At 71.9% G+C, this 26,729-nt stretch carries 27 protein-coding genes; 15 read left to right on the forward strand and 12 right to left on the reverse strand.

The features are described from left to right. Positions 1-127 precede the first annotated feature (127 nt). The 3 genes from ACZ5GT_RS31850 to ACZ5GT_RS31860 all read left to right on the forward strand — a co-directional run bounded on the left by ACZ5GT_RS31850 (position 128) and on the right by ACZ5GT_RS31860 (position 3,347). Positions 128-1,042: a hypothetical protein gene (locus ACZ5GT_RS31850; protein WP_469033163.1), complete on the forward strand. Its 915-nt coding sequence runs from the start codon at positions 128-130 to the stop codon at positions 1,040-1,042. A 135-nt stretch (positions 1,043-1,177) separates the two neighbouring features. After that, positions 1,178-2,179 (forward strand): diaminopimelate epimerase, encoded by a 1,002-nt coding sequence (gene dapF, locus ACZ5GT_RS31855; RefSeq protein WP_469033166.1) that lies wholly within the window; start codon positions 1,178-1,180, stop codon positions 2,177-2,179. A 115-nt stretch (positions 2,180-2,294) separates the two neighbouring features. Continuing rightward, positions 2,295-3,347, forward strand: a complete 1,053-nt coding sequence (locus tag ACZ5GT_RS31860; protein WP_469033168.1) for a fatty acid desaturase — start codon at positions 2,295-2,297, stop codon at positions 3,345-3,347. Positions 3,348-3,468: 121 nt separating this feature from the next. Here ACZ5GT_RS31860 and ACZ5GT_RS31865 read toward each other — a convergent pair whose 3' ends face one another. Next, positions 3,469-3,678 carry a DUF397 domain-containing protein gene (locus ACZ5GT_RS31865; protein WP_469033170.1) on the reverse strand — a complete coding sequence of 70 codons (210 nt, stop codon included), beginning with the start codon at positions 3,676-3,678 and terminating at the stop codon, positions 3,469-3,471. Further along, positions 3,675-4,553 carry a helix-turn-helix domain-containing protein gene (locus tag ACZ5GT_RS31870; RefSeq protein WP_360744207.1) on the reverse strand — a complete coding sequence of 293 codons (879 nt, stop codon included), beginning with the start codon at positions 4,551-4,553 and terminating at the stop codon, positions 3,675-3,677. The genes ACZ5GT_RS31865 and ACZ5GT_RS31870 overlap by 4 nt, the downstream gene beginning before the upstream one ends. A gap of 194 nt (positions 4,554-4,747) precedes the next feature. Here ACZ5GT_RS31870 and ACZ5GT_RS31875 point away from each other — a divergent pair, with 194 nt between their 5' ends. Further along, positions 4,748-5,152 carry an ATP-binding protein gene (locus ACZ5GT_RS31875; protein ID WP_469033235.1) on the forward strand — a complete coding sequence of 135 codons (405 nt, stop codon included), beginning with the start codon at positions 4,748-4,750 and terminating at the stop codon, positions 5,150-5,152. Positions 5,153-5,167: 15 nt separating this feature from the next. Next, a complete protein-coding gene (locus ACZ5GT_RS31880; RefSeq protein ID WP_469033172.1) occupies positions 5,168-6,055 on the forward strand; it encodes a hypothetical protein in 888 nt (295 codons plus the stop codon). Positions 6,056-6,113: 58 nt separating this feature from the next. Here ACZ5GT_RS31880 and ACZ5GT_RS31885 read toward each other — a convergent pair whose 3' ends face one another. After that, positions 6,114-7,040: a DUF3027 domain-containing protein gene (locus tag ACZ5GT_RS31885; protein WP_469033174.1), complete on the reverse strand. Its 927-nt coding sequence runs from the start codon at positions 7,038-7,040 to the stop codon at positions 6,114-6,116. A gap of 279 nt (positions 7,041-7,319) precedes the next feature. On the opposite strand from ACZ5GT_RS31885, the gene ACZ5GT_RS31890 reads away from it, so the two are divergent. The 4 genes from ACZ5GT_RS31890 (at position 7,320) to ACZ5GT_RS31905 (ending at position 10,980) form a co-directional block, all read left to right on the forward strand. Next, the gene (locus tag ACZ5GT_RS31890) at positions 7,320-8,744 is read left to right on the forward strand and encodes an MFS transporter (protein ID WP_469033177.1); all 1,425 of its coding nucleotides are present in this window, start codon (positions 7,320-7,322) and stop codon (positions 8,742-8,744) included. A gap of 61 nt (positions 8,745-8,805) precedes the next feature. Next, positions 8,806-9,294: a DUF2771 domain-containing protein gene (locus ACZ5GT_RS31895; protein ID WP_469033179.1), complete on the forward strand. Its 489-nt coding sequence runs from the start codon at positions 8,806-8,808 to the stop codon at positions 9,292-9,294. 32 nt (positions 9,295-9,326) lie between these two features. Continuing rightward, entirely contained in the window at positions 9,327-10,136 is an 810-nt protein-coding gene (locus ACZ5GT_RS31900) for a futalosine hydrolase (RefSeq protein ID WP_469033237.1), read from the forward strand. Next, complete coding sequence (locus ACZ5GT_RS31905; protein WP_469033182.1) at positions 10,126-10,980, forward strand: 1,4-dihydroxy-6-naphthoate synthase; 855 nt, start codon at positions 10,126-10,128, stop codon at positions 10,978-10,980. Before ACZ5GT_RS31900 ends, ACZ5GT_RS31905 begins: the two co-directional genes overlap by 11 nt. Before the next feature lie 69 nt (positions 10,981-11,049). On the opposite strand, the gene ACZ5GT_RS31910 is transcribed toward ACZ5GT_RS31905, so the two are convergent. The 3 genes from ACZ5GT_RS31910 to ACZ5GT_RS31920 form a co-directional block, all read right to left on the reverse strand. Next, a complete protein-coding gene (locus ACZ5GT_RS31910; RefSeq protein ID WP_469033184.1) occupies positions 11,050-11,433 on the reverse strand; it encodes a cold-shock protein in 384 nt (127 codons plus the stop codon). A 182-nt stretch (positions 11,434-11,615) separates the two neighbouring features. Then, positions 11,616-11,720 carry a helix-turn-helix domain-containing protein gene (locus ACZ5GT_RS31915; RefSeq protein ID WP_469033239.1) on the reverse strand — a complete coding sequence of 35 codons (105 nt, stop codon included), beginning with the start codon at positions 11,718-11,720 and terminating at the stop codon, positions 11,616-11,618. 340 nt (positions 11,721-12,060) lie between these two features. Further along, positions 12,061-13,746: a recombinase family protein gene (locus tag ACZ5GT_RS31920; RefSeq protein ID WP_469033186.1), complete on the reverse strand. Its 1,686-nt coding sequence runs from the start codon at positions 13,744-13,746 to the stop codon at positions 12,061-12,063. Between the two features lie 118 nt (positions 13,747-13,864). Here ACZ5GT_RS31920 and ACZ5GT_RS31925 point away from each other — a divergent pair, with 118 nt between their 5' ends. Continuing rightward, positions 13,865-14,113, forward strand: a complete 249-nt coding sequence (locus ACZ5GT_RS31925; protein ID WP_469033188.1) for a hypothetical protein — start codon at positions 13,865-13,867, stop codon at positions 14,111-14,113. On the opposite strand, the gene ACZ5GT_RS31930 is transcribed toward ACZ5GT_RS31925, so the two are convergent. Both ACZ5GT_RS31930 and ACZ5GT_RS31935 read right to left on the reverse strand, forming a co-directional pair. Then, the gene (locus ACZ5GT_RS31930; protein ID WP_469033192.1) at positions 14,092-14,733 is read right to left on the reverse strand and encodes an HAD family hydrolase; all 642 of its coding nucleotides are present in this window, start codon (positions 14,731-14,733) and stop codon (positions 14,092-14,094) included. The two genes, ACZ5GT_RS31925 and ACZ5GT_RS31930, sit on opposite strands and share 22 nt — an antisense overlap. An 82-nt stretch (positions 14,734-14,815) precedes the next feature. Further along, positions 14,816-15,853, reverse strand: a complete 1,038-nt coding sequence (locus ACZ5GT_RS31935) for a hypothetical protein (RefSeq protein ID WP_469033195.1) — start codon at positions 15,851-15,853, stop codon at positions 14,816-14,818. Positions 15,854-16,041: 188 nt separating this feature from the next. Between ACZ5GT_RS31935 and ACZ5GT_RS31940 the strand changes: the two genes are divergently transcribed. Beyond that, a complete protein-coding gene (locus tag ACZ5GT_RS31940; protein WP_469033197.1) occupies positions 16,042-18,555 on the forward strand; it encodes a helicase-associated domain-containing protein in 2,514 nt (837 codons plus the stop codon). 91 nt (positions 18,556-18,646) lie between these two features. Beyond that, positions 18,647-20,290: a DNA repair helicase XPB gene (locus ACZ5GT_RS31945; RefSeq protein ID WP_469033199.1), complete on the forward strand. Its 1,644-nt coding sequence runs from the start codon at positions 18,647-18,649 to the stop codon at positions 20,288-20,290. A 100-nt stretch (positions 20,291-20,390) separates the two neighbouring features. On the opposite strand, the gene ACZ5GT_RS31950 is transcribed toward ACZ5GT_RS31945, so the two are convergent. Beyond that, the gene (locus ACZ5GT_RS31950) at positions 20,391-20,774 is read right to left on the reverse strand and encodes a hypothetical protein (RefSeq protein ID WP_469033201.1); all 384 of its coding nucleotides are present in this window, start codon (positions 20,772-20,774) and stop codon (positions 20,391-20,393) included. 101 nt (positions 20,775-20,875) lie between these two features. Further along, a complete protein-coding gene (locus ACZ5GT_RS31955) occupies positions 20,876-21,037 on the reverse strand; it encodes a hypothetical protein (RefSeq protein WP_469033203.1) in 162 nt (53 codons plus the stop codon). A gap of 328 nt (positions 21,038-21,365) precedes the next feature. On the opposite strand from ACZ5GT_RS31955, the gene ACZ5GT_RS31960 reads away from it, so the two are divergent. Next, on the forward strand, positions 21,366-23,408 hold the full coding sequence (locus ACZ5GT_RS31960) for a HelD family protein (RefSeq protein ID WP_469033205.1): 2,043 nt from the start codon (positions 21,366-21,368) through the stop codon (positions 23,406-23,408). 97 nt (positions 23,409-23,505) lie between these two features. Beyond that, positions 23,506-23,985, forward strand: a complete 480-nt coding sequence (locus ACZ5GT_RS31965; protein WP_469033209.1) for a hypothetical protein — start codon at positions 23,506-23,508, stop codon at positions 23,983-23,985. A 180-nt stretch (positions 23,986-24,165) separates the two neighbouring features. On the opposite strand, the gene ACZ5GT_RS31970 is transcribed toward ACZ5GT_RS31965, so the two are convergent. Together ACZ5GT_RS31970 and ACZ5GT_RS31975 are read right to left on the reverse strand one after the other, a co-directional pair. Continuing rightward, positions 24,166-24,858 (reverse strand): copper homeostasis protein CutC, encoded by a 693-nt coding sequence (locus ACZ5GT_RS31970; protein ID WP_469033241.1) that lies wholly within the window; start codon positions 24,856-24,858, stop codon positions 24,166-24,168. Between the two features lie 110 nt (positions 24,859-24,968). Then, positions 24,969-25,646, reverse strand: a complete 678-nt coding sequence (locus ACZ5GT_RS31975) for a maleylpyruvate isomerase family mycothiol-dependent enzyme (protein ID WP_469033211.1) — start codon at positions 25,644-25,646, stop codon at positions 24,969-24,971. Positions 25,647-26,084: 438 nt separating this feature from the next. Between ACZ5GT_RS31975 and ACZ5GT_RS31980 the strand changes: the two genes are divergently transcribed. Next, positions 26,085-26,729, forward strand: a complete 645-nt coding sequence (locus ACZ5GT_RS31980) for an HD domain-containing protein (RefSeq protein WP_469033214.1) — start codon at positions 26,085-26,087, stop codon at positions 26,727-26,729.

Raw genomic sequence — 26,729 nt, forward strand, 5'->3', positions numbered from 1 at the left:
CGGAGTCACTGGCCAGGGGTACCGAGCAACCGGGACGCCGTCACTGGCTGCAAAGAGCCCTTGCCTGTCCGTAACCAGAGCACCGAAGATGTAGGGCGACTGTGCACTCGCCAGGGGGATGAAGCGCATGACAACCACCACACAGCCACGCCGGGACCTCAGTGCGCGTGTGGCGGAGGCATTGTCGTCCCAGGTGCTGAACGCACTGGTGGGCCTCGCCGGTATCGCTATTCCCGTCGCGGCCTGGGTCGCCGAGAAGAGCATGCTCAAGGACCTCCTGCTGGCGGCGGAGACCGTACTGCTGCTGCTCATGGTCGCCAACCACATGTGGTTGCGCCGCATCTACATCCAGCTCCGCCGGGCCAACGACCGGCACATGGCGGACGCCCGGTACTTCGCGCTGGTCCGTGAACAGCTGGAACGGGAACTCATCGCGGGGTTCGGTGAGATCGCCGACGGACATCTCCAGGTGTACGCGTCCGAGGTGCCCCGGCTGTCCGTACTGCTCTTCCAGGCCCTCATCGACTCCCGGACCGAACCCAAGCGGGTCCTGGCGGCAGACCTCACCACCAGCCCCGACTTGCTGACGCAGCGGCGGGAGTATCTGGCCGCCAACCGGCGGCTGATCGAGGCGGGAGGGACCGTCCAACGCCTGTTCATCTGTCGGCAGGACGACCTCACCAGGGAGGACTTCGCCCGCTCCTTCCTCCAGCTCGTCGATCACCACCGCTCATTGGGCGTGCAGTGTGCGCTTGCCGTGCGGGACCGGTTGCGGGCCGACCAGGCCGTGGACTTCGTCGTGGTGTCGAAGGCGGCGGTCCTCCTGGAGGAGGAGCAGGGAGACGCCGACTACCGGCGGGGCCGCAGCTCCGTGTACTTCAAGCACGTCGAGCGCTGGGCGGGCCGTTTCGAGTCCGTCTGGGGGCATGGCCCGGACTCGGCACCGTTCGCCCTCCAGTCCTACGAGTCGACCGTCCGGCCCATGCTGGACGCCGGGACGTGGGACGCCGCTGCCGTCCGTGGAACGGCGGCCCGTCTCTGAGATCCGCTCGGCTCGTCGCACACCTCCCCCGTCCGTCACGTTCCGTGACATCGAACGGTTTTCGCTAGCATGGGACCACGGCCGGTCCGGACCTCGCGGGACGGCGCGAAGTCACAGCGCGACGGAAAGTACGTGATGTCCACTCTCTCGCTCACCAAGGCCCACGGTTCCCGGAACGACATCTTCGTGGTGGACGGTGCCCCGCTCGACCACTTCTCGGCGGACGAGCTGACCCGGGCCGTAGGGCTGCTGTGCGACCGCAGGCGAGGGCTGGGCGGTGACGGCGTGTACTTCGTCGCCGATCACGGCGACGGTACGGCGAGGGCCTGGTTCTACAACCCGGACGGGTCCGAGGCGCTGCTGTGCGGCAACGGGATGCGGTGCGCGGGCCGGATACTGCTGGACCGGCACCAGGCGGATTCCGTCGTCGTGGAGCAGGGGCCGTACTCCTTCACGGTGCGCGACCGGGGGCGTACGTCCCACGGCGTGCGGCAGGTGTCGGTGGAGCTGCCCGCCGTCGATTTCGCTCCGGGCGAGCCGATCGTGGCGGAGGCGGGACCGCACGGCGAGTACGTGGACCGGCTGCTTCCGGCCTTCCACCCGTCGCGCCACGTGACAGCGGTCGCGGTGCCGAACTCGCACCTGATCACGGTGATCGACGCGTACGACGAGGCCGAGCTGATCGAGACCGGGCGGCGCGTCGCCGGATCACCGGAGGTGTTCCCGATCGGTGCCAATCTCTCCTTCGTGCTGCCGCTGGCGGACGACGAGGTGTTCATCCACACCTACGAGCGGGGGGCCGGGCTGACGCCGTCGTGCGGCTCGGGCATCGCGGCCTCCCGTGCCACCCTGTCCCGGCTCGGGCTGGTCGATCCGGAGCTGCCGGTGACCGTGCGCAACCCCGGAGGTGTCGCCCGGAGCTTCCTCCAGACGACCGGGGGCGTGTGGCAGCCGGTACTGGAGGGCAACGCCACCGTCGTGTACGAGGCGGAACTCGACCCCGCGGTGCTGCTGGGTGACGGCCCGGTGGAGTACGCGGGTGCCGCACACATGGCGGAAATCAGCGCGTTCGCGGAGCTGAGCCGGGAAAACCTGAAGGTGCTGCACGAGGCGGGCATCCACCCGACCGAGGTCTGACCGCCGGCCGGGCACTGTCCCGACGGCAGTCCCCGCCCCCGTGCCGCTCCCAGTGAGGGACGAGGGGAAGGGGACGACGTTGGGGGCGCTGTCGGCCGGTCTGTTGGCTGTCACGGTGGGGATCGCTCTGCGGCAGGCGGACCGGTGGTGGTTCAGCCCGGCGCGGGGACGGCACACACCCGACTCGCTCCGTTCGGTGATGCGGCTCCAGCGTGAGCGGCTGAACGACGTCACGCCCGTACTTCTGCTGCTGGGGCACTGGCTGGAGCTCGCCGGATGGTGCGGGGTGGCCGCGCGCGGTGGCCCCTGGGGCTGCGCGGCCGCCGCGCTCGCGGGTGCGGTGAAATTCCGTCACCTGCAAGAGGTCAGCCACTTCGCGGTGCACGGCGTACTGGCACGGAGCGGCCGGCTGAACACGCTGCTCGCCGAGACGGCCGTCCACATCCCTCTGGGCTACGTCCCCGTGTCCGTACGCCGGCGTCGGCACGTACGCGAGCACCATCCGAACGCGACAGTCGCCGGAGCCGATCCCAACCTGGCCGAACTCCACGCGGCCGGCCTGCGGCCCGGGGTCACGACGGCGCGGTGCCTGCTCGGCATAGTCCACCCGCTCACCCCGTCCGGCGCCTACGGCACCCTGCGCGGCCTGGCCGCCCTCCGGCGGGAGCCCGGCGCCGGACGTCTGCGAGCGGCCGGGCCGGTGGCGGTGACGGCGGCTGCGGTCCTCGCCTTCGGCTGGGAGGCGGCCGTGTTCGCCCTGGTGCTGCCCCGGCTGCTGCTGTACCCGCAGCTCGCGTGGATGTCCCTGCTCGTCGAGCACCGCTGGTTCGACCCGGAGCCGGTGACCGGACCGCCCGTCGCCGTGGAGGCGGGCCGCTGCCTGCGGCTGTACCCGCGCAACGCGCTCCTCGCCCTGCTGGCCCGCGGCACCTGGCTGCCGTACGGCGACTTGTACCACTTCGCGCACTCCGCGCACCCGGCGGTGCGCTGGAACTACCTCCCCGCGCTGGAGCGCTCCCTGCACGGCCCCGCCTACCAGCCGCGCTCCCTGCTGCTGGGCGAGTCCGCGGTGCTCCGCCGTCACCGCCGGGCGCTGGCATCGGCCGCAGGCGCCACCGCCGTCCCGACGGCCCTCGTACCGCTCGACAGCGCCCCCGGACACAGGTGAGGCGGTCTCCCCGCTTCCCCGCCCCCGTCCTCCAGCGGCTTCCCGGGAACGCCCGGCACACCGGGCCGAGGATCAATTGGTTCGCCTGCTGGTGGAGTAGCAGGCGAACCGAGCGGTGTGGTCAGGCTCCGGACGCGTACGGGACGAATTTCTCCCACGCGTCCGGGGCGAAGGCGAGCCGGGGACCCGCGACGTTCTTGGAGTCGCGAACGTGGACGGTGCCGGGAACAGTGGCGATCTCGACACAGGACTCGCCGTTGGTACCACCGCTGTAGCTGCTCTTGAACCAGGCCAGTTCGGAGGTTCCCCCGGCGGAGGCCTTGCGCATCATGTCTCTCCCAGCAGTTTCTCGATGAAGGCGAACGACTCCCTCGGCGGGAGGGCTTGTGCCCGGATGGTGCCATATTGCAGCTCCAAGATACGGAGCTGCCTGGGGTCGGAGACTGGGCGACTGTTGAACAGGCCGTCGGCACGCCCCACAGCCGTGCCATCCGGGAACTTCAGCAGCTCGATCCTGCCGTCCAAGCCCGGGTGGGCTTCGGTGTTCGTCGGCATGACCTGAAGCGTGACGTGGTTCAACCGCCCCACCTCCAGCAGATGTTCGAGTTGCTGCCGCCACGCCATTGTGCCCGCAATCTGTCGTCGCAGGGGCGCCTCTTCCACCACGAAGTGGATGGAGGGAGCGGGATCGCGTTCGAAGACCGATCGCCGGGCCAATCGCGCGGCCACCATGCGTTCCACGTCATCGGGCGAGTACGGCGGCTGTGCTGCCGTGATCAGAGCCCGCACATGCTCCGGGGTCTGCAACAGACCCGGGATGATGTTGCACTCGTACAGGCCAATCTCAACCGCTTGCGCTTCCAACTTGCCCAGTGCCCGCACCTTCTTCGGGTACCGGACCTTTTTCACGTCCTCCCACGTCGCCGCGATCAGCCCGCCCGCCTCCAGGACCTCGTCCGCCTTGTCCAGGAACTCCTGCCGGGGGATCCGCTTGCCGCCCTCGATCTTGTAGACCATGTCCTCGCCGTAGCCGACCGCCCTCCCGAACTCGGCGGCCCTCATCCCCACCGCCTCGCGCCGCAGCTTCACCTGCCGCCCCACCGTGGTGATGACCGCGACGCCCCACTCGTCGTCCGGGTCGACCTCCCAGCCCGGCTCGTCCGCCTCGTCCTTGAGCCGCCCCGCCTCCGCCTCGACTGCCGTCATGCCGCACCTCTCCCTCGGAACCGTCCGTGACGCGCACCCGGCGCCCTACCCGTACCAACCGTCGGCAAAGCCCCGACAGCACCGGACAAGCTCCGGACAGTGACCGTACGTACTCATTGAGTCACTATCCACGATAAGCAGACACCGCCACGCTGAGTGACGTGAATCAGCAAACCGCCGAACCCGCCGCCCCCATGCGCAACTTCAGCCTGCAGCTCTCCCCGACGCCACGCGGCGCCCGCCTCGCCCGGCTGCTCGGGGTGGAACAACTCCGTTCTTGGGGCCTGCCGCTGGACCCCGCCCGCCAGATCATCGCGGAGCTGGCCGTCAACGCGGCGACCCACGGCCGCGTACCGGGACGGGACTTCCGGCTCACGCTCCACGTCGTGGCCGACACGCTCCGCATCGAGGTCACCGACACCCGGGGCGACGAACTGCCCCGGCCCCGCCCCGCCTCCGCCGGCACCGACGCCGAATCCGGCCGGGGCCTGTTGCTGGTCGAGGCGCTCGCCGACCGCTGGGGCGTATCCGAGGGCTGCGTCCCGCGCAAGACCGTCTGGGCCGAGGTACGCCTCCCGGCGCCGGAACCCACCTTCTGAATCTGAGGAGACCCCATGGTCGGCTCGTCCCACGAGGCGATGCACCGCATCTTCCAGGACCACCCGCGGCTGTTCTCCCGGGTGTCCGACGTGCTGGGCATCGACTTCACCCCACCCACATCGGTCACCATCCTGCCCACCGACGTCACCGAGGCGGCCCACCCGTTGGAAGGCCGGGCCGACATTCTGCTCAGGCTGGAGACGGAGCACGACGAGCCGCTGCTCCTGGCGGTCGAGGCCCAGGGCTCGAAGGACCCGGACAAGCCCGCGAGCTGGGCGCACTACGCGTCCTACCTGCTCATGAAGTACCGGTTGCAGCCGATGCTGCTGGTCCTCTGCCAGGATCCCGCCATCGTGGCATGGGCGGCGCGCCCGGTGGTCATCGGTCCTCCCCAGTCGCCCCTGCTCACCCTGCATCCGCTGGTCACGGGACCACGCAGCATGCCGGTGCTCACCGACCCGGCCGAGATCCGCGAGGACCTCGCACTCGCCGCGCTGTCCGCCATCACCCACGCCGCGAATCCGGCCATCGAGACCATGCTCAAAGCGATGACCGCAGCTCTGCGGGACGAGCCTGCGGCGCTCGCCAACCCGATCGTCGGACTCGTTGCACAAGGGCTTGGCAAAAACCCCGCCGCAGATATCTGGAGGAAGCTGGTGGCCGTGGACCTCTCCTTCCACAAATTGCCCCTATCCCAAGAAATCCGGGAGGAAGGCCGCGTCGAGGGGCAGGCTCAGCGGGCCGCCTGGGACGTCCTGGAGGTGCTGGAGGTGCGGGGCATCGAGGTCCCCGAAGCCGTTCGCGAGCGGGTCATCGGGGGTGACGACCTCGAGACCCTGAGCCGCTGGCACCGACGCGCCGTGACCGCCCCCACCGCCGAGGAGATCTTCACGGAGCGGTGAGCCGTGCCCGGGCCCGGGTGTGCGCGGGCCCGCCGGGTCCCGGCGGGCCGCCCGGGGGCTACGAGTGGCCCAGTTCCGCCGCGGCCTCGTCCGTGACGGACGGGACCGAGCCGGAGTCCGGGGCCGGGCGGAGGGGGAAGACGTCGACCTTGGTCTCGTCGATCACCGGCGGGGCCGGCTGGGGCGTCTTCGGCATGACCGCGGCCTCGGAGTGGCCGCCGCAGCCGTAGGCCAGGGAGACCACGCGGCCGTCGGCCGGGGAGAACTCGTTGGCGCACACGCCGAAGGCCTGCCCGAGGGAGCCGCCGATGCGGACCAGGAAGCCGCAGCTGACGCAGGACGCCGGTGCCGCCTGGGCCATCGGGGTCTTGGAGCCGTAGGCGTCCTCCCAGCGGTCCGCGGCGGTGTGCAGGCCGTACCGGGACAGGACGCGGGCGCGGCGCATGCCCAGTTCCTCGGCGACGGCCGCGATGGAGCCGCGGGACGGGACGACGGGCAGGGTGGCCGGGGCGCCCGCCGTGACCTCCGCGTCCTCCGCCTCGGCCAGCTCGGCCATGTCCTCGGAGACGGCGGCGTTCGGCGCCGGCTCGTCCTCGCCGGTGAAGCCGGGCTCCAGGCGCAGGTCCTCGGCGTCGGTGGGCAGCAGGTCGCCGGGCCCCATGTCGCCGGGGCGCAGCCGCTCGCTCCACGGCACCCACTCCGGCGCGAGCACGGCGTCCGGGCCGGGCAGCAGCACCACCTCGTCGACCGTGACGACCTTGGCGCGGGAGGCGCGGGCCACGGTCACCGCCCAGCGCCAGCCGCGGTAGCCGAGTTCCTTGCAGGCGAAGAAGTGCGTGACGACGCGGTCGCCCTCGGACACGAGCCCCTCGTGCTCGCCGACGATCCCCGGCGCGGCGGCCTCCTCGGCTGTGGCGCGGGCGAGGTCGACTGCCTCGGCGCACAGGCGGTCGGGGGTGCGGCTTCGCGTGGTCGCTGCGCTCACAGGTATCGCTTCTCTCCTACGCCGTCTCACAGGTGCGGCTGCCTGGCGGCGGCGGGGCGGACGGAGCGGACCCGGGGACCGCGTCGACGTCCGCGCCCGATCGCGCTCGGGCGCACCTCTGCCATCCATTCTGCGGGATGGCTGAGATAGGCACGCTACCTTCTCGCGTGCGCGCGGCCTACACCGACGGGTCGGAAAAGGTCCCTCTCCACGAGACCGGTCGGCTCCATACGCGCGGTAACCGCACTACGCACACCGTTGTCGGGGCACTATTGCGTCGTGGCAGCCGCAAGGACGCCCCAGGGGACCGCCGGTGCGGGCGGGGTCAGGGGGAAGGGCCGGAGTGGCGGTTCGGGCCGGTTCGGCGGGTCCGTCCGCGCGGTCGGCCGTGCCCTGCACTTCCCGTTCACCGGGACCGTGCGCGGGATCAGGAAGGCCACCCACGCGCACGGCGCGGGCGAGTCCGGCCTGGGCAAGCTGATCGAACTGCACGGCGTGAACGGCGCCGGCGACGTGATGATCACGATCGCCCTGGCCTCCACCGTCTTCTTCTCCGTGCCGACCGACGAGGCGCGCGGACGGGTCGCGCTCTACCTGGCCATAACCATGGCGCCCTTCACCGTCCTCGCGCCGGTGATCGGGCCGCTGCTCGACCGTCTGCCGCACGGCCGCCGCGCCGCGATGGCGGGCGCGATGCTGGCCCGGGCGCTGCTCGCGCTGATCATCGCCGGCGCCGTCGCCACCGGCAGCCTCCAGCTGTATCCGGCGGCGCTGGGCGTGCTGGTCGCCTCGAAGGCGTACGGCGTCGTCAGGAGCGCCGTGGTGCCGCGTCTGCTGCCGCCGAAGTTCTCGCTGGTGAAGGCGAACTCGCGGGTCACCCTCGGCGGGCTGCTGGCCACCGCGGTGGCCGCCCCCATCGGCGCCGGGCTGCACGCCATCGGTCCGCGCTGGCCGCTCTACGGCGCCTTCGTGATCTTCGTCGCGGGCACGTTCCTGTCCTTCTCGCTGCCGCCGAAGGTCGACTCCGCCAAGGGCGAGGACGTGGCGCTGCTCGCCGCGGACGAGGCGCATCTGCACGGGCCGCACCTCAAGCCGGTCAAGCGCCCTGGCCTCAGGACGGTCGGTCTCGCGGTCACCCACGCGCTCGGCGCGAACGCCGCCCTGCGCTGGCTGTCGGGCTTCCTGACGTTCTTCCTCGCCTTTCTGCTGCGCGAGCACCCGCTGACCGGCTCCAGCGCGGCCGTGTCGCTGGGCATGGTGGCCGTCGCGGCGGGCGCGGGCAACGCGCTCGGCACGGCGGTCGGGGCGTGGCTGCGCGCCCGGGCGCCGGAGATCATCATCGTGACGGTGCTGGCGGTCGTGCTGGGTGCGGCGATCACGGCGGCGGTGTTCTTCAGCGCGTTCCTGGTGGCGTGCCTGGCCGCGGTCGCCGGGTTCTCGCAGGCGCTGGCGAAGCTGTCGCTGGACGCGCTGATCCAGCGGGACGTGCCCGAGCTGGTGCGCACCTCGGCGTTCGCCCGCTCGGAGACGCTGATGCAGGTGTCGTGGGTGCTGGGCGGCGCGATAGGCATAGTGATGCCGCTGAACGGCACGGCGGGCCTGTGCGTGGCCGCCGCGGTCCTCGCCCTGGGGTGGGTCACCACCTTCCGCGGGCTGATCGGGTCGGCCCGGCGCGGCGGCTCCGCACGGCCCCGCGTGGCGTAACGGGCGGGCACGTCGTACCCCGCGTGGTCGTGGCGCCGGGGCCGCCCGATAGCCTTCGGCCATGACCTCGATGCAATCCGCTGTGCGACGCCGCCGCGCCGTCGCCGCCGCCGGCGCCGTTTGTGCCGGACTGCTCGTCCTGTCGGCCTGTGACAAGCCGACGCCGCTGTCCACGATCACGGTCGGCTCCTCCTCGGTCAGCGAGGAGGCCACGTGCGGTGGCGAGGGCGAGGGCCTGAGCGTCGCGGACCTGACGAAGTGCCTGAAGGACAAGGACATCAAGTCCATCAAGGTCGACCCCGACGAGACCGTCCGCTTCGGCGTCGACCCCGACATCGCCGACAAGCGGTGGACGATCCTGATGAACGGCCAGCCGCTCACCGAGGACAGCACCAAGACCTACCGCACCATCCCCGGCAGCGTCTTCTTCAACGCCCAGTACGGCGCCCAGGGCAACTCGACCCTGGTCTCCATCAAGGCGGGCGACGGCAAGAAGGGCAGCAACAAGGTCACCGGGCTGTGGTCGTTCAAGCTGAAGAAGGACGCCTGATCGCTGCCGCTGCCGCCGGGCTCCGCGTGCTGGTGGCCACCGCAGTCCCCGCCGAGCGGGACGCGGTGGCGCGGGCGTTCGCGGGGCCCTTCCGGGAGCTGCGGCTCCCGGGCGCGGTCCTGCACCGGCTGTCACCGACGGCCGGTGAGCCGGCAGTCGATCCGACGGCGGCCGGTGAGCCGGTGGCCCCGGCGGCCGGTGAGCCGGCGGCTGACGGCGTCGCGGCCGGTGAGCCGACGGCCGGCATGACGGCGGTCGATCTGACGGCGGTCGGCGTGGGTCCGGCCGTCGCGGGGGCCCGCACCGCCGCCGCCCTGACCGCCGCGGCCCTCGACGGCGCCCCCTACGACCTGGTCGTCTCCGCCGGGATCGCCGGCGGCTTCCAGCCCGCCGCGCCCGTCGGCTCGCTCGTCGTCGCCGACGAGATCACCGCGGCCGACCTGGGCGCCGAGACCGCGCAGGGGTTCCTGCCGGTCACCGAGCTGGGCTTCGGGACCGTCACCCACCGTCCACCCGATTCACTCGTACGAGACCTCGCGCGCGTGACCGGAGCCCGCACCGGAGAGGTACTCACCGTCTCCACGGTGACCGGCACCGCCGAGCGCGCCGAGCGGCTGCGCGCCCGCCACCCACGTGCCCTCGCCGAGGCGATGGAGGGCTTCGGGGTCGCCGAGGCGGCCGCGGCGCACGGCGTGCCGGTCGTGGAGATCCGCGCGGTGTCCAACCCGGTGGGCCCGCGCGACCGGGCCGCCTGGCGCATCGCCGACGCCCTCGCCGCACTGACCGACGGATTCGGGAAGCTCGTGCCCGCACTGGAGAGTTGGAACCGGCATGACCACTGAGCAGCAGCCCCTGCGGATCGCCTACTCGCCCTGCCCCAACGACACCTTCGTCTTCGACGCCCTGGCCCACGGCCGCATCCCCGGCGCGCCCGCGCTGGACGTGACGTTCGCGGACATCGACATCACCAACGGCATGGCCGAGCGCGGCGAGTTCGACGTGCTGAAGGTGTCGTACGCCGTCCTGCCGTACGTCCTCGGCGAGTACGCGCTGCTGCCGTGCGGGGGCGCGCTGGGCCGGGGCTGCGGGCCGCTGGTGCTCACCCGGGACCACGGCGTCGACCTGACGGGCCGTACGGTCGCCGTGCCCAGCGAGAAGTCGACGGCGTACCTGCTGTTCCGGCTGTGGGCCGCGGACACCGTCCCGGGGAAGGTCGGTGAGATCGTGGTGATGCCGTTCCACGAGATCATGCCGGCCGTGCGGGACGGGAAGGTCGACGCCGGGCTCGTCATCCACGAGGCGCGCTTCACGTACCACCAGTACGGCCTGCACAAGCTCGCGGACATGGGCGAGCACTGGGAGCGGACCACCGGCCTGCCCATCCCGCTGGGCGCGATCGTCGCCAAGCGGTCCCTGGGCGCCAAGGCGCTGGCGCTGCTCGCCGACTCCGTCCGCGCGTCCGTCCGCGCGGCCTGGGCCGACCCGGCGGCCTCCCGCCCGTACGTCATGGAACACGCGCAGGAGATGGACCCGTCCGTCGCCGACCAGCACATCGGCCTGTACGTCAACGACTTCACGGCCGACCTGGGCGACGACGGCTACGCGGCCGTCCGCGGCCTGCTCACCCGCGCGGCGGCCGAGGGGCTGGTGCCGCCCCTCGGCGCTGACGCGCTGGCGTTCCCGTAGCGGACGGACCGCCCGCGGCGGGGACCCGGACGGGCTCCCCGCGGCGGACGGGCCGCCGTGGTGGGCGGGTCAGACGTCGAGCTGGTCGGCGACCGCGCGGAGCAGGCCGGCGATCTTCTTCCCGGACGCCTTGTCGGGGTAGCGGCCCTTCTCGAGCATCGGGGTGATGTTCTCGAGGAGGGTCGTCAGGTCCTGGACGATGGAGGCCAGTTCGTCCGGCTTCTTGCGCGTGGCGGCCGCGACCGACGGGGTGGGATCGAGGACGACCACCGAAAGGGCCTGGTCGCCACGCTGCCCGGCGACGACGCCGAACTCCACGCGCTGGCCCGGCTTGAGCGTCTCGACTCCGGCGGGGAGGACCGAGGAATGCACGAAGACGTCACCGCCGTCGTCGCGGGAGAGAAAGCCGAAGCCTTTCTCGCTGTTGAACCACTTGACCTTGCCAGTCGGCAAAGCACACGCTCCCTCGATCGGTCCCGGACGCTTCCAGACGCCGGTTTCACCTTGTTGATCTGCCGTTGGTCCAGCCTACCGGGGCCTACCCCAACCAAACACGCCCTTAACCACGCCGGAAACGAGGCTGAGCCCCTGCCCGTGTCGACAGAGGCTCAAAGTGATGGGGGAAGCGTGAGCGGCTACCCGATGTGCCGGTACAGGGCGGCTCGGGAGACTCCAAGTGCCTTGGCAATGGCAGTGATACTCTCACCCTTGGCCTTACGAGCCCGGGCCGGTGAGCAGATGTTGAGCCCCGCCGCACCTCAAAGCGGTGTATAAAAATTCCCTGAATTCAATAGACCCCAGCCGGTCGGGGTGCATGAATTCCTTCATTGAACAGCCAGATAGGCCACTGCAGCCGACGGCTGGACGCCGACCGGTACCCGCCCGGCGAGAGGTTCCCCGCCGTGGTGGAGCTTGCTACTGAACTGGACGTGTCTCCCTCCACCCTTCAGAAAACCGTAGCGGCTCCCAGGGAGCAGGGGCGGCTCTGTACGGTGCTCGGGCAGGGGTCATTCGCCTCCAAGCCGTAGAGAGCCGTACGGGGCTTTTGGCGGACGGCTACCGCCTAACCCCCGGAAATCCCTACGCACTCGAAAGGCCGGGCTGGCCCTGAATTTTTACCAACTTTTCAAGCCCCTTCAGGAATGCGGGCACATCGTCCGCACCGAATTCCCTAGATGCAGGGTTAGTCCAGTGCGCCGGAACGTTATGGCCGGTCAAAAGTCGCTCTGACCCCTCTTCTTTATTCAGCTTCAGTTCTTGCACCATCGCCTGAATGTCCCCAAGGCTCATGACGATACCCAATCCCGCATTCGGAATCGCGTCATTCCAGGCCCAGACTTTGACCTGATAAGCGCGAAGGAATTCCCTACGGTCTTCCTGGTCCTTGGCCACCCAGACTTCCCCGTACTTCTTACCCGTAGCCCAGAGGGCGGATCTCATCCGTTCCGTCTCTTGCTTTTCCAGGAAAGCCACCTTTACGGACAGACTCTTGTGCATCCGCTTGTACGACTCCTCCTGCCCCTCTCCGTCGTACTCACCTGCCAGGAAGTCAGCTTCCAGCTTTTCCAGACGTGCCTTTGCCGACTGGAGTTCCCTTGCCTGGCTCGGTCCCGTACCGGCACGCTCATACATGTCCCACTGCCCGATGGTGCTCTGGATTGCCTGGTCAACCCACGTGTCCAGCACGTCAGCACGGACGTAAGGACCGCTCTCGCATGAGCCACCCTTGAACTTATTGGAGCAGCGGTAATACCTGTGTCCTGGAATCCTCGTACCGTCTTTCCTCGTGTGCCCTGAGTTCAGGAGAGAAGAGAAGGGAGCGCCACAGTGACCGCAGCGAGCAATACCGGAAAGCAGACTCTTAGCCCCCGTACGGCTTTCCGTTCCCTCAGCCTTTGGAGCGGGTTTGATCCGGTCCACCAGGTATTCCCACTGCTCCATTGATGCCAGTGGCTTTTCAGGGAGAATTACCGGCTCTCCCTGGTCATCCAAGACAGCCTCACCCTTGTACGTGTAGATGCCGGGAACCCAAGAGGAGCGAATGAATTTGTTGATGATGGTGGACTGCCACTGAGTCCCCTTCGTTTCCTGCCCCTTGAGCTTCCGGAGATGGTCTCCCCACGTGAGTACGCCACGGCCGTTGAAGTCCCGTGCAATCCGGTGTGTGGACTGCCCCTCACTGATACGACGGAAGATCTCTTCCACGATGGGGTGGAATTCCTGGTCAATCTCCAGAACCTTCCTCCTGCCTCCCTCAACGGCTTTGATGCTGTAACCGGTAGGCGGAGCGCCCGTGAGCCATGAACGGTTCTCCAGGCGGCTCTGTACGCCGTTCAAGATGCGTGCCTGGATGGTGTCCCACTCAGCCTCAGCAAAGACGGCAGTCATGCGAGCCATCATCTTGCCTTGAGGAGTCGAGAGGTCGAACCCCTCTTCCACGCAGACGATGAACTTGCCGTGTTCCTGTGCCCACTCAAGTAGTTCGTTGAAGTGCATCGAGCGACGGGTGAGCCTGTCCATCTTCGCTGCAATGATCACATCGAACTCATCGGCTCGGTTCGTGAGCCACTTCCCCAGCTTGGGCCGTTTGAAGGGGGACATGGAGCCTGAGACGTCGGTGTCCTCAGCCTCGCCCACCAGGATGCCGGACAGGTGAGGGGAACTGACGTGGTGTCGGATCACGCCACGCTGCCACTCGATGGACGTGGAGCCGTCCGAGTCGGCAGACAGACGGAGACAGGACAGGTAGCGCAGACCAGGAGTCATGAGGGGAGCGTAGCGCTCCCTGTGTGCCCAGATGACCGGCTTGACTTTGCCGATAGGCACATCATCTGGTGAAGACGCCTCCTGGTTGTTCCTTGGCGCTGGGAACTACCCTGGTGGGGTGCGTGACAAAACCCAAACGAATTCCGCCGCGCCCGGTGACCGACTGATCCGTGCCGGTGCCATCGTGTTCTTCGCCGGTGCCGTGGCCACACTCGTCACAGTTGCTCCGCTGTTCCTCCACGCGAAGCCTTTTCCGCCGTTCATGTTCGGCCTGAGCATGCTCATGGGCGTCGGCTTCCTCATCGCCGCCGCCGGGGTGCTCCGGTCGATCGCCGTGGCGCGCCGTCAGGCGCGGGCGGGGCGGTAGTCCGCCAGCCACCCGGGGAACTCCGTGAGGTCCCCGAGCACGACGTCCGCACCGGCCGTCGTCAGCTCCTCGGCGCTGCACGGCCCGGTCGCCACGGCGACGGACACGGCGGCGGCCGTGCGCGCGCCCCGCACGTCGCCCGTGTGGTCGCCGACGTAGACGGCGGCGCCGTGCTCGCGCAGCGCCAGCGCCTTCTGCTCGGCCCACAGGTCGCCGATGACCGCGTCGGGCTCCATGCCGAGGTGCTCCAGGTGCAGCTTGGCGTTCGGCTCGTACTTGGCGGTGACGACGATCGCCCGCCCGCCGGCGGCCCGCACCGCGTCGATCGCCTCCCGCGCGCCGGGCAGCGCGTGCGTGGCGGCCACCGCGATCGTCGGGTACATCGACCGGTACAGCTCGCCCATGGCCGCTATCTCGTCCTCGGGGAACCAGTGGACGAGTTCGTCGGCGAGCGGCGGCCCGAGCCGCGTGACCGCGAGATCGGCGTCGATGTACGTGCCCGTCCGCTCCGACAGCGCCTGGTAGCAGGCACGGATGCCGGGGCGTGAGTCGATCAGGGTCATGTCCAGGTCGAAGCCGACGGTGAGCGCGGAAGAGGCGGAAGAGGTCGCGAAGGCCATACCGCCCATTGTGCCCACCCACCCGTCCGGACAGGCGTGCCCGCCCCTGGCCGCGGGCCGCGCCTTTCGTGCGGGCCGCGGCCTACGACTCGCGTTGGGAGCGCCAGGTCAGGTACAGGGCCGACAGGAGTGCCGCGGCCCGTACCACCCAGGGCCAGGTCTGGGCTATCGCGTCATTGAGGTGGCCTTCGGTGATCGGGGCGCCCCAGCGGCCGTTCGCCCGGCCCCACAGCCACCCGGCGCCGGCCGCCAGGGCCAGGCCCGGCATGCCCATGACGGCCATCTTGGACTCGTTCTGGGTCAGGCGGCGGGAGGCGTAGGCGATGGCCCAGCCGAGCAGCAGGGCGACCCAGTTGCCGAGGACCGCGCCGACGACGAGCAGCCCGGCGGCGACCAGCAGCAGCGGGTTGCGCCGGCCGGCCAGCGGCAGGGCGAGGCGGCGGCGGGCGGCCGGGGCGTCGGTGGCATCGGTGGCGGCTTCCCCGGCGGGGCCGGCCTTCGGGGGATCGGTCTTCGCGGGATCGGTCTTAGCGGAGGCGTCCTTCTCGGCGGCCGGGCCCGGCTCGCCCTCCGGTTCCCTCGGCCTCAGGGGCCTGAGCAGCTCCGGGATCTCGATGCCTCCGGTGAACCCCGGCACCTCGCTCTCCACGAACGGCCTGCCCTCCACCCGCCACCAGTCGGGCGGCGCCGCCCCGTCGCCGGGTGCCCGCGCGCTCGCCCGGGGCTGCGCGTCGGGGGCGGCGGGCGGCTCGGGCCGCGGGCGGGGCACGACGCGCCGCAGCCCCTTGCGCCGGCCGCCGTTCCCCGAGTCCCCCGCCTCCCCGGCGGTCTCGCCGTCCCGCTGCACGGGCACCTGCGCCGGCGTCGCGGCCGGGGCCCGCTCCGGCCCGGCGGCGCCGCCCGCGGCGGCGACCACCTCGTCGGGGCTGCCGATCCGGTCGATGATGCGGCGGACGGCGGCCGGGGAGTCGGCGGTGGCCTTGGCCCGGCGCCGGTCGATCTCGTTGCGCAGTTCGGACACCAGCCGCATGCGCGTGGCGGACGGCAACTGCTGCTGCTGAGCCACGTCGCCGACGCGGCTCAGATACTCGTAGACGACCTGGTCGCTCTCGATCCCCAACGAAGTCCCCTCCGGGGCAGGCGTGTTGGATACCACGTGGGCACGAAGTTAGCGCAGATCGGCACAGACCGGCCCCGCGACGGGCCCCGCGCGGCTCCGCGCCGCGGCCGGCGCGGGCACGTCCGGGCCGGTCGGCGTGGGCCCGGGGGCCCGGGTCAGCGCGCCCGGCACCCGCTACCGTGGGTCGGATGAGCACCCCGGCCGCCCCGCGTTCACTCGCAGAGGCCCTCCGTGTCAGGGACGACGCCTCCCTGGCCGCGCTCCTGCGCGCCCGCCCCGACCTCGTCACCCCCGTCCCCACCGACCTCACCCAGCTCGCCACCCGGGCCGGCACCCGGGCCTCCGTGGTCCGGGCCCTGGAGCGGCTGGACCGCTTCGCCCAGCAGACGGCGCAGGCGCTGGCGGTGGCCGCCGACCCGGCGACGTACCAGGAGCTGCTCGGGCTGATGGCCGGCGACGCGGGCGACCCGGCGGTCACCGCCGCGCTGCCCCGCGCCCTCGGCACGCTGCGCGAACAGGCGCTGGTGTGGGGCGGCGACGACCGGCTGCGGCTGGTGCGCACGGCCCGCGAGCTGCTCTCGCCGTCGCCGCAGCACCCGTCCCCGACGGGGCTCGGCCCCACCGTGCGGGAGGCGACGTCCGGGATGTCGCCGGGGCGCGTCCAGGAGATCGTGACGGCGGCCGGGCTGGCCTCGACGCACGACTCCGTCTCCGCCGTGGCCTCGCTGACCGGGCTGTTCACCGACCGCACCCGGATGGCGGCGCTGCTCGACGCGGCCCCGCCCCCGGCGCTGGAGGTGCTGGACCGCCTGGTCTGGGGGCCGCCGTACGGCCAGGTCACCGCGGACCCGGCGGCCCACCTGCGCTGGCTGCTCGACCGGGGCCTGCTGCTGCCGACGGCGCCCGGCACGGTCGTACTGCCCCGCGAGGTGGCCCTGCGCCTGCGCGGCGGCCGGGCGCACCGCGCCGTCGAGCCGCTGCCGCCCGCGCTGGAGCCCACCGCCGCGCACCCTCCGCAGGTGGTGGACGCGACGGCGGCCGGGCAGGCGTACACGGCGCTGGCGACGGTGGAGGAGCTGCTGAAGGAGTGGGACGAGGGCGGGCCCGCGGTGCTGCGGGCGGGCGGGCTGAGCGTGCGCGACCTCAAGCGCACCGCGGTCGCCCTGGACGTGCCCGAGCCGGTCGCCGCCTTCTGGCTCGAACTCGCCTATGCGGCGGGCCTGGTCGCCTCCGACGGGGAGGCCGACGAGCGGTACGCGGCGACCCCCGCCTACGACGAGTGGCTGCGGCGCCCGCCCGCCGAGCGCTGGGCGCACCTCGCCCAGGCGTGGCTGACGGCTACCCGGACGCCGGGGCTGGTCGGCGGGCGGGACGCGAAGGACCGCACGCTGTCGGCGCTCGGGCCGGGGCTGGACCGGTCCGCGGCGCCCGAGGTGCGGCACCGGGTGCTGACCCTGCTGGCCGGGCTGCCGGAGGGCACCTCGCCGTCGGCCGATTCGGTGCTGGCCCGCCTGCGCTGGGAGCGCCCCCAGCGCCGGGACGACGACCTGCGCGCCCGGCTGGCCCGCTGGGCGCTGTCGGAGGCGGAGACGCTGGGCGTCACCGGTCGGGGCGCCCTCTCCGCGCACGGGCGGGCACTGCTGGGCGCGCCCGCGCCGAGAAAACCCGGGCCCGAGCCGGAGCCGGCGGGCCCCGGCGACAAGCTGCCCGTGCACCACGTCCCCCACCCGCCGGCCCCCGTCGAGCCCCTCTCCCCCGCCGAGCAGGCCACCGCATCGGCGGCCGCCGCCCGGCTGCTCGCCCCGCTGCTGCCGGAGCCGCTGGACCACGTGCTGTTGCAGGCCGACCTGACGGCGGTGGCGCCCGGCCCGCTCCAGCGGCCGCTCGCCGACCTGCTCGGCGTGCTCGCGGACATCGAGTCCAAGGGCGGGGCGACGGTCTACCGCTTCACCCCGGCCTCGGTACGGCGCGCCCTGGACGCCGGCCAGACCGCCTCCGACCTGCACGCCTTCCTCGCCGCGCGCTCCCGCACGCCGGTGCCGCAGCCGCTGACGTACCTGATCGACGACGTGGCCCGCAGGCACGGCCACCTGCGCGTCGGCGCGGCCTCGGCGTACGTGCGCTGCGACGACGACGCGCTGCTGAACGAGATCCTCGCCGACCGGCGCGCGGCCGCCCTGCGCCTGCGCCGCCTCGCGCCGACCGTGCTGGCCGCCCAGGCCGACCCGGCGACCCTGCTGGAGGGGCTGCGGGCGATGGGCTTCGCGCCGGCCGCCGAGTCGGCCGAGGGCGACGTGGTGATCACCCGCGCCGACGCCCACCGCACTCCGCCGCGCACCGCGCCGGAACCGGTCCCGGAGGGCCCGCCGACGCCGGACGCCACGCTGCTGGCGGCCGCGGTCCGCGCCGTCCGGGCCGGCGACCTGGCGTCCACCGCCCCGCGCAAGCAGGCCCCCGCGGCCGACGGCGAACTGCCCCGCACCGGTTCGGCGGAGACCCTGGCCACCGTGCAGGCGGCCGTCCTGACCGGCGAGGCGCTGTGGATCGGGTACGTGAACGCCGAGGGCGCCGCGAGTCAGCGCGTCATCGCCCCGATCCGCGTCGAGGGCGGTTTCGTGACGGCGTACGACCACACGGCGGACGAGGTCCGCACCTACCCGCTGCACCGGATCACGGGGGTCGCCGAACTCGCGGACGACTGACGCGGATCGACTGACGGTGACGGACGACCAGCGGTGATCACCGGCCGATGAGGCACACTGGACGTTTGGCCGCTCGGAAGGGGTCTCGCAGGTGAACGGTCCACTCATCGTCCAGTCCGACAAGACGCTGCTGCTCGAGGTCGACCACGAGCAGGCCGACGCGTGCCGTCGGGCCATCGCGCCGTTCGCGGAACTGGAGCGCGCGCCGGAGCACATCCACACCTACCGGGTGACGCCGCTCGGCCTGTGGAACGCGCGCGCGGCCGGGCACGACGCCGAGCAGGTCGTGAACGCGCTCGTGCAGTACAGCCGTTACCCGGTGCCGCACGCGCTGCTGGTGGACGTCGCCGAGACGATGGACCGTTACGGCCGGCTGACCCTCAGCAAGCACCCGGCGCACGGACTGGTGCTGACCACCACCGACCGGCCGGTGCTGGAGGAGGTGCTGCGCTCGAAGCGGATCGCGCCGCTGGTCGGGACGCGCATCGACCCGGACACCGTCGCCGTGCACCCCTCCGAGCGCGGGCAGATCAAGCAGACGCTGCTCAAGCTGGGCTGGCCGGCCGAGGACCTCGCCGGTTACGTGGACGGCGAGGCGCACCCGATCGAGCTGAACGAGGACGGCTGGGCACTCAGGGCGTACCAGAAGCAGGCCGTGGAGAACTTCTGGCACGGCGGCTCCGGCGTCGTCGTGCTGCCCTGCGGTGCGGGCAAGACGCTGGTCGGCGCGGGGTCGATGGCGCAGGCCAAGTCGACCACCCTGATCCTGGTCACGAACACCGTCTCCGCCCGGCAGTGGAAGCACGAGCTGGTGAAGCGCACCTCGCTGACCGAGGACGAGATCGGCGAGTACAGCGGGACGCGGAAGGAGATCCGGCCCGTCACCATCGCCACCTACCAGGTGCTGACGACGCGGCGGAAGGGCGTCTACCCGCACCTGGAGCTGTTCGACTCCCGCGACTGGGGCCTGATCGTCTACGACGAGGTGCACCTGCTGCCCGCGCCCGTGTTCAAGTTCACCGCCGACCTCCAGGCGCGGCGGCGGCTGGGGCTGACCGCGACCCTGGTGCGGGAGGACGGCCGCGAGTCGGACGTGTTCTCGCTGATCGGCCCGAAGCGGTTCGACGCCCCGTGGAAGGAGATCGAGGCGCAGGGCTACATCGCGCCCGCCGACTGCGTGGAGGTCCGGGTCAACCTCACGGACTCCGAGCGGCTCGCGTACGCCACGGCCGAGACGGAGGAGAAGTACCGCTTCTGCGCGACCACCGCGACCAAGCGGAAGGTGACGGAGGCTCTGGTGCGGCGGTTCGCCGGGCAGCAGATCCTGGTCATCGGGCAGTACATCGACCAGCTCGACGAGCTGGGCGAGCACCTGGACGCGCCCGTCATCAAGGGCGAGACGTCCAACGCGCAGCGGGAGAAGCTGTTCGACGCCTTCCGGGAGGGCGAGATCAGCGTGCTGGTGGTGTCCAAGGTCGCGAACTTCTCCATCGACCTGCCGGAGGCGACGGTCGCGATCCAGGTGTCGGGGACCTTCGGGTCGCGGCAGGAGGAGGCACAGCGGCTGGGACGGGTGCTGCGGCCCAAGGCCGACGGCCACCAGGCCCACTTCTACTCCGTGGTCGCCCGCGACACGATCGACCAGGACTTCGCCGCCCACCGGCAGCGCTTCCTGGCCGAGCAGGGGTACGCCTACCGGATCGTGGACGCGGACGAGATCCTCGCGGAGAGCTGAGCGGTCCGAGCGGTGGCCGCCCGGAACGTCTGGGCGGTCCGGCCGCCCGGAGCGTCGGCGCGGTCCGGCCGCCCGGAACCTACGGAGCGGTCCGGGCCTTTCACGGCGCCGGGAGCGTGAACACCAGCACCAGGACGAACAGCGGCGGGAGCACGGTGACGACGGCCGCGATCACGCGGGCGGTCGACCAGCGGCGCTTCCAGGGCATCACCCACGCGGCGATGCAGGCGAGGACGGCCAGCGGTCCTCCGTAGGTGAGGATGCCGTAGACCACGTCGAGTTGGGACACGAGTGCCGAGCAGTCGTCGTTGCCGCAGCCGTCGGTCGCCATGGCGGACATGCCGCCGATGAGCAGCGCGGCCGGGCCGAGGAACACGAACAGGACCGTGGCGATGAGCGGCGCCACCCAAGCCCGGCGGTCCCGCGCATCCGCGTCCGCGTCCGGTCTGGGCATGGGTTGTGCCGGGTTGTGCTGTGTTGTCATGCGCGCAGTAAAGCAGGCCTGTTCGCAAGGGTCGCCGGTACCCCTGCTCGTCCCGCGGGTGGTGCCGTACCCGGTTGTGCGCGAGGATCACTTCGCGGGGATCACTTGCGGAGGACGCCCGGGTCCTCGCCGTACTCGCCGAGCACGGCGACGCTGAAGGCGGCGCCGACGAAGACCTTTATCGCGTGCAGGATTTCGGCGATGCGGTGGAGGCGTGGGTGGTGGCTGTGCGAGGGAGCTGGGTGGAAGGTCGCTGCACTCATGTCTCCATGGTGGCTTTCCGGACATAAGGACCGCATCGGTCCAAGGGGCGAACCGCCTACGATCCCGCGTAGTACCGCGGTCGGACCCGCCCCCCTCCCCGGGACCGCCGCGTCCCCTAAGGGACCGGGGCCGGGGACCTGGGGACCCGGGGCCGGGCACCTGGGGACCGGAGGCCGGTAAATCGGTTGGCGGCCGCCCGCGGGCCTGACCTAGAATCTCCGCTCTTGCCCGCCTCCCGAACACGGAGCGCCGCCGTCCGGACGGAAACCGGCCGGCATCACGCAGCCAGTCACACCGGTCACGCCGCAGGCCTTCGGAGGCACCCCCTTGTCCACGCCCGTCGACGATCCCCTCTCCCGTGAGCGCTCCCACCTCGCCGCCTCCCGGGCCGCCCTGCGGGCCATGCGCGAGGACGTCGAGTCGCTCGACATCAGCGACGTCACCGCGAACTGGGTCAACGCCGAGGTGCTGGCCCGTCAGATCGACGAACGCATCAAGGCGCTGGCCGACCTCAGCGACACCCCGCTGTTCTTCGGCCGCCTCGACTACCTGCACGCCCCCGGCGCCGATCGGGCCGAGGGCGCCGAAGGGGAGCGCTTCTACATCGGGCGGCGGCACGTGCACGACGCCGACGGGGACCCGATGGTGATCGACTGGCGCGCCCCGGTCTCGCAGCCGTTCTACCGGGCGTCGAAGAAGGACCCGATGGACGTCGCACTGCGCCGCCGCTTCGGCTACACCGGCGGCGACCTCACCGCGTACGAGGACGAGCACCTGTCCGACCCGGCCGAGGCGGCCCGCACCAGCAAGCTGCTCCAGCGGGAGATCGAGCGCCCGCGCGTCGGCCCGATGCGCGACATCGTGGCGACGATCCAGCCCGAGCAGGACGAGATCGTCCGCAGCGGGCTGGGCGGGACCGTGTGCGTGCAGGGCGGCCCGGGCACCGGGAAGACGGCCGTCGGCCTGCACCGGGTCGCCTACCTGCTCTACGCCCACCGCGAGCGGCTGGCCCGCACCGGCACCCTGGTCATCGGGCCGAACCGGTCCTTCCTGCACTACATCGAGCAGGTGCTGCCGGCGCTGGGCGAGCTGACCGTCCGGCAGGCCACGGTCGACGACCTGGTCGCGCGGGAGGTGGAGGTGCGCGGCACGGACGACGCGGCGGCCGCGGTCGTCAAGGGCGACGCGCGGATGGCCCAGGTGCTGCGGCGGGCCGTGTACGCGCACGTGACCATGCCGACGGAGCCGGTCGTCGTGGTGCGCGGCTCGCGCCGCTGGCGGGTGCCGGCCTACGAACTGGAGAACATCGTCCGCGAGTTGCTCGCGCGCGACATCCGGTACGGCGCCGCCCGCGAGGCCCTGCCGCAGCGCGTCGCGCACGCCGTGCTGGTGCAGATGGAGCGCTCCGGGGAGGCCCCGGACGACCGGGTGCAGGACGCGGTGGCCCGCAACAGTGCGGTGAAGGCGGCCGTGAAGGCGGTCTGGCCGCCGGTGGACCCGGCGAAACTCGTGCTGCGGCTGCTCACGGACGCGGACTTCCTCGCGGAGCACGCCGAGGGCCTGCTGAGCGAGGACGAGCGGAAGACGATCCTGTGGGCGAAGCCGGTACGGTCGGTGAAGTCGGCCAGGTGGTCACCGGCCGACGCGGTGCTGATCGACGAGGCGCGGGACATCGTGGAGCGCACGCCCTCCCTCGGCCATGTCGTCCTGGACGAGGCGCAGGACCTGTCCCCCATGCAGTACCGGGCGGTCGGGCGGCGCTGCAGCACCGGTTCGGCGACCGTCCTCGGCGACCTCGCCCAGGGCACCACGCCGTGGGCGACGCGGAGCTGGGACGAGGCGCTGGCCCACCTCGGCAAGACGGACGGCGTGATCGAGGAGCTGACGGCCGGTTTCCGCGTCCCGACGGACGTCATCACGTACGCCTCCCGGCTCCTGCCGCACATCGCGCCCGGCCTGACGCCGGTGGCGTCGGTCCGTGAGAACCCGGGCTTCTTCGAGGTGCGCCGGGTCACGGACACCGCCGAAGTGGTCGCGGCGTGCGAGGAGTCGCTGCGCAACGAGGGTTCGACCGGCCTGATCGCCGCCGACGCCCGCGTCCCGGCGCTGGCCCAGGCGCTGGCGGAGGCGGGCATCGCCCACCTGGCCCCCGGCGAGGAGACGACCGCCGAGACCCGCCTGACCCTGGTCCCGGCCTCGCTCGCCAAGGGCCTGGAGTACGACTACGTCGTCCTCGACGAGCCGCAGGCCGTGGTCGACGGCGAACCGGACGAACGCACCGGCCTGCGCCGCCTGTACGTGGCCCTGACCCGAGCCGTCTCCGGCCTGACCGTGACCCACACGGCCCCGCTCCCGCCCCAGCTGACGTGACCACGGACGGGCGCGTCGGCCCGCGGGCGCGCGACGGGTGATGTGCCCCTCTTTCGAGTGATGGCGCGGGCAAAAGTTTCGAAGTACTTTCAAAGTCATGAGTGCCGAGAACGCAGCCGTGAACTTCTCCGAGCTGGTGAACAAGAACAAGCAGACGCTTGCCCGGCTGCGGGAATCCCCGCGATTGCTCCTGCACCGCAGAGACGGCGAGGACCTGGTCCTCACCACCGCGGCGCGGGCCGAGCAGGTGCAGACGGTGGTGTCGGCGGCCACCCGGATGCTGGCGGCGATGGCTCGCCGGGAGCCCGGCAGCATGGAGTTGGTACTCGACATACTGCCGGACGCCTTCCCGTGGGTCCGTTTCCTGCCCGAGCCCGATCTGCACGCATTCGCCGTCGAACTGGTCGACACCATGCGCGCCGCGGACTCGATCGGCAACAGCGCCTCCGTCGCCCAGATGCTCATCGCCTGGCAGCACACCGCCGAGGTCTACTCCGACCCCGAACTGCTGGCCGCGCTGACCAGGGACCACGGTGAGGACTACGACTTGGTACCGGACCCGCGGGACGTCGCATGAGCGCGGGCCGCGGTGACCGCGCCGCGCCCCCGGCACCGGACGGCCACTGGGAAGTCCGCTTCGCCGATGCCGCCTCGGCCAAGGGCTGGGAGTGTCTCGCCCAGCAGGCCCCCCTTCGCGGGTACGGGGCACCCGCGAGCCACAGACCGGCGCTGACACCGGGGGCCGGCGTCCGCCCGCTCAGGTGGCGTCCAGGGCCGTGCGCCAGTCGGCCACGGCCGTCGCCGACACCGGTGCGGTCCAGCCGCCGGGGCGGGCGGCGCTGCCGATGTGGAAGGCGTCGATCCCGGCGGAGCGCAGGCGGGGCACGTGGTCCAGGCGGAGCCCGCCGCCGACGAGGATCCGCTGCTCGTACCCGGGTTCCCCGCCCCGTTCCGCCTCGGCGAGCAGGGTGGGGAGCCCGTCGTCGACGCCCGCCGCCGACCCGGCCGTCAGGTAGGCGTCCAGCCCGGGCAGGCCGTCCAGCCGCCGGCGCAGGGCGTCCCGGTCGGCGGCGCGGTCGATCGCCCGGTGGAAGGTCCACGCGCAGCCGTCCAGCCCGGCGACGACCCGTTCCAGGGCCGCCAGGTCGGCCTCCCCGGCGGCGTCGAGGAAGCCGAGGACGAACTCGTCGGCCCCGGCGTCCCGCAGCCGCCCGGCCGTCTCGACGAGCCGTTCGACGTCCCCGGCGGCGAAGCCGTCGCAGAGCCGCAGCATCACGCGCACCGGGATGTCGACGGCGGCGCGGACGGCGGCGACGGTCGTGGTCGACGGGGTGAGCCCGTCCGCCGCCATGTCGGTGACCAGTTCCAGACGGTCCGCGCCTCCGGCCTGGGCGGCGACGGCGTCCTCGGCGTCGAGGGCGATCACCTCCAGGACTGCACGCATGCCCATGGGACCCCATTCGTCGGCGTTCATCGATCGGCTATAGGTCTAGTCCAATTGCCGAGTGAAGACTACGCCCCGTTCCCGTCCCGTCGCACCGCCCGGCCCCGCCCCGCCGCTCACCCGAAGATGTTCAGCTCCCCCTCCGCGGCCCCGGCCAGCTCGTACGACGCCCCGGCCGCCGAGCGCCCCGCGTACAGCCGTACGAGGGTGGGGGCGGCGCCGATGAAGCGGGCGGGCGGACGCTCCCCGGTCACGTCGCCCAGCCGCAGCGGCTCGTCCAGGTCGTCGAGGTCGGCGTGCAGCGGCGGCCGCCCCTCCTTCCGGGTGACGTAGGCCAGCAGCGCCAGCGCGTCCGGCAGCGGCCGCCCGCCGTATGCCCCCGGCTCCCCCAGCGCCTCACGCACGTCGCCGCCGTGCACCCACTCGCCCAGCGCGATCTTGTCGAGCACCCCGCCGGACGCGGCGATCACCGCGCCGGCCTCGGTCATCCCGCGCTCCAGCTCGTCGACGACCTGCTGGTGCGTCCAGTCGGCCCGCTCGGCGATGTCACGGTCGTTGGCCGCGGGCGAGAACACGCCCTTCTCGTACCGGCTCTCCACCACCCGCATCAGCGCGGAGGAACAGTGCGCCAGCACGTCCCGCACGCTCCAGCCGGGACACGCGACGGCCGGACGCGTGAAGTCCGCGTCCGGCCGGGCCCGCAGCAGCGGGATCAGTGCGTCACGCTCGGCGGCCAGCAGCCGTCCGGGCAGTTCGGGGTCTCGTACGTCGAAAACATCCGCAGGAGTCGTCATGGGGTCACGCTAGGGGCTGTCCCGTGCGTGTTTCCAAGCCTCCGGACGGAGTTCGGCCCCGATCGCGTCGAGTCAGAGGGCGATGAGCGTCCTGACTCCGGTGGGTTCGAAGTCGTAGACCGAATGGTTGATCCGCAGGCCGTCGACGGCGCCGATCCACATGACGGCCCTTGCTCACTCCGGCGGTGTCGATCGTCGGCTGCTCGCCGCCGTCGTTGAGCTTGGTCTTCAGCTGCTGGAAGCTGCACTGGGAGGACAGCTCGCAGCCGGTCACGTTCCCCGCGTTGCCGGTGGATCCCCAGGGCGGAGCGAGGTGGAGCGGGGTCCCCCGGGCGGAGCGACGGCTCGTCCGGCCGCGGGGGTGCGAGTGCACCGGCCGGCCGGTGCGCCGCGGCGGCGGGGCCGGGAGGAGGCACGTGCCGGAGGCAGAATGGCCGCATGGCCGATCTCGACGTCCTGCGTGCCCGTTTCGCCCGCGCCCTGGAGGGCGCCCGGGCGGGGGCCGGCGGCCCCGACCCGTCGCCGTACGCCGCCAACCTCCTCGCCCGCTGGCAGGAACCACAGCGCCACTACCACACGCTGACCCACCTCACCGCGGTCCTGGACCACGTCGACACGCTGGCGGAGTACGCCGCCGACGCGGATGTCGTCCGCCTCGCCGCGTGGTTCCATGACGCCGTCTACCTGCCCGACCGCTCCGAGAACGAGGAGCGCTCCGCCCGTCTCGCCGAACGCGCCCTGCCCGAGGCCGGGGTGGCGCAGGACAGGACCGCCGAGGTGGCCCGGCTGGTCCGGCTCACCGTCACGCACGCCCCCGAGCCCGGCGACGCGAACGGAGCGGTCCTGTGCGACGCCGACCTGGCGGTCCTCGCCGCCCCTCCCTCCGCGTACGCCGCGTACACCGCCGCCGTCCGCGAGGAGTACCACTTCGTGCCGAACGACGCCTTCAGGGAAGGCCGTTCGGCGATCCTGCGCCAACTGCTGGCTCTGCCACGCCTGTTCCACACCCCGCACGGGGAGCGCGCGTGGGAGGCGACGGCGCGCTACAACCTCACCGCCGAGCTGGAGATGCTGTCGCTCTGA

Source organism: Streptomyces sp. NPDC031340, from assembly GCF_055569945.1.

Excerpts from the sequence above, each read along its gene's own strand:
- ACZ5GT_RS31975 (WP_469033211.1), bottom strand. The coding sequence starts at position 25,646 with ATGACGACTCCTGCGGATGTTTTCGACGTACGAGACCCCGAACTGCCC.
- ACZ5GT_RS31955 (WP_469033203.1), bottom strand. The coding sequence starts at position 21,037 with ATGAGTGCAGCGACCTTCCACCCAGCTCCCTCGCACAGCCACCACCCA.
- dapF (WP_469033166.1), top strand. The coding sequence starts at position 1,178 with ATGTCCACTCTCTCGCTCACCAAGGCCCACGGTTCCCGGAACGACATC.
- ACZ5GT_RS31920 (WP_469033186.1), bottom strand. The coding sequence starts at position 13,746 with ATGACTCCTGGTCTGCGCTACCTGTCCTGTCTCCGTCTGTCTGCCGAC.
- ACZ5GT_RS31980 (WP_469033214.1), top strand. The coding sequence starts at position 26,085 with ATGGCCGATCTCGACGTCCTGCGTGCCCGTTTCGCCCGCGCCCTGGAG.
- ACZ5GT_RS31895 (WP_469033179.1), top strand. The coding sequence starts at position 8,806 with ATGACCTCGATGCAATCCGCTGTGCGACGCCGCCGCGCCGTCGCCGCC.
- ACZ5GT_RS31875 (WP_469033235.1), top strand. The coding sequence starts at position 4,748 with ATGCGCAACTTCAGCCTGCAGCTCTCCCCGACGCCACGCGGCGCCCGC.
- ACZ5GT_RS31930 (WP_469033192.1), bottom strand. The coding sequence starts at position 14,733 with ATGGCCTTCGCGACCTCTTCCGCCTCTTCCGCGCTCACCGTCGGCTTC.
- ACZ5GT_RS31940 (WP_469033197.1), top strand. The coding sequence starts at position 16,042 with ATGAGCACCCCGGCCGCCCCGCGTTCACTCGCAGAGGCCCTCCGTGTC.
- ACZ5GT_RS31880 (WP_469033172.1), top strand. The coding sequence starts at position 5,168 with ATGGTCGGCTCGTCCCACGAGGCGATGCACCGCATCTTCCAGGACCAC.
- ACZ5GT_RS31950 (WP_469033201.1), bottom strand. The coding sequence starts at position 20,774 with ATGACAACACAGCACAACCCGGCACAACCCATGCCCAGACCGGACGCG.
- ACZ5GT_RS31965 (WP_469033209.1), top strand. The coding sequence starts at position 23,506 with ATGAGTGCCGAGAACGCAGCCGTGAACTTCTCCGAGCTGGTGAACAAG.
- ACZ5GT_RS31870 (WP_360744207.1), bottom strand. The coding sequence starts at position 4,553 with ATGACGGCAGTCGAGGCGGAGGCGGGGCGGCTCAAGGACGAGGCGGAC.
- ACZ5GT_RS31970 (WP_469033241.1), bottom strand. The coding sequence starts at position 24,858 with ATGGGCATGCGTGCAGTCCTGGAGGTGATCGCCCTCGACGCCGAGGAC.
- ACZ5GT_RS31850 (WP_469033163.1), top strand. The coding sequence starts at position 128 with ATGACAACCACCACACAGCCACGCCGGGACCTCAGTGCGCGTGTGGCG.
- ACZ5GT_RS31905 (WP_469033182.1), top strand. The coding sequence starts at position 10,126 with ATGACCACTGAGCAGCAGCCCCTGCGGATCGCCTACTCGCCCTGCCCC.
- ACZ5GT_RS31865 (WP_469033170.1), bottom strand. The coding sequence starts at position 3,678 with ATGATGCGCAAGGCCTCCGCCGGGGGAACCTCCGAACTGGCCTGGTTC.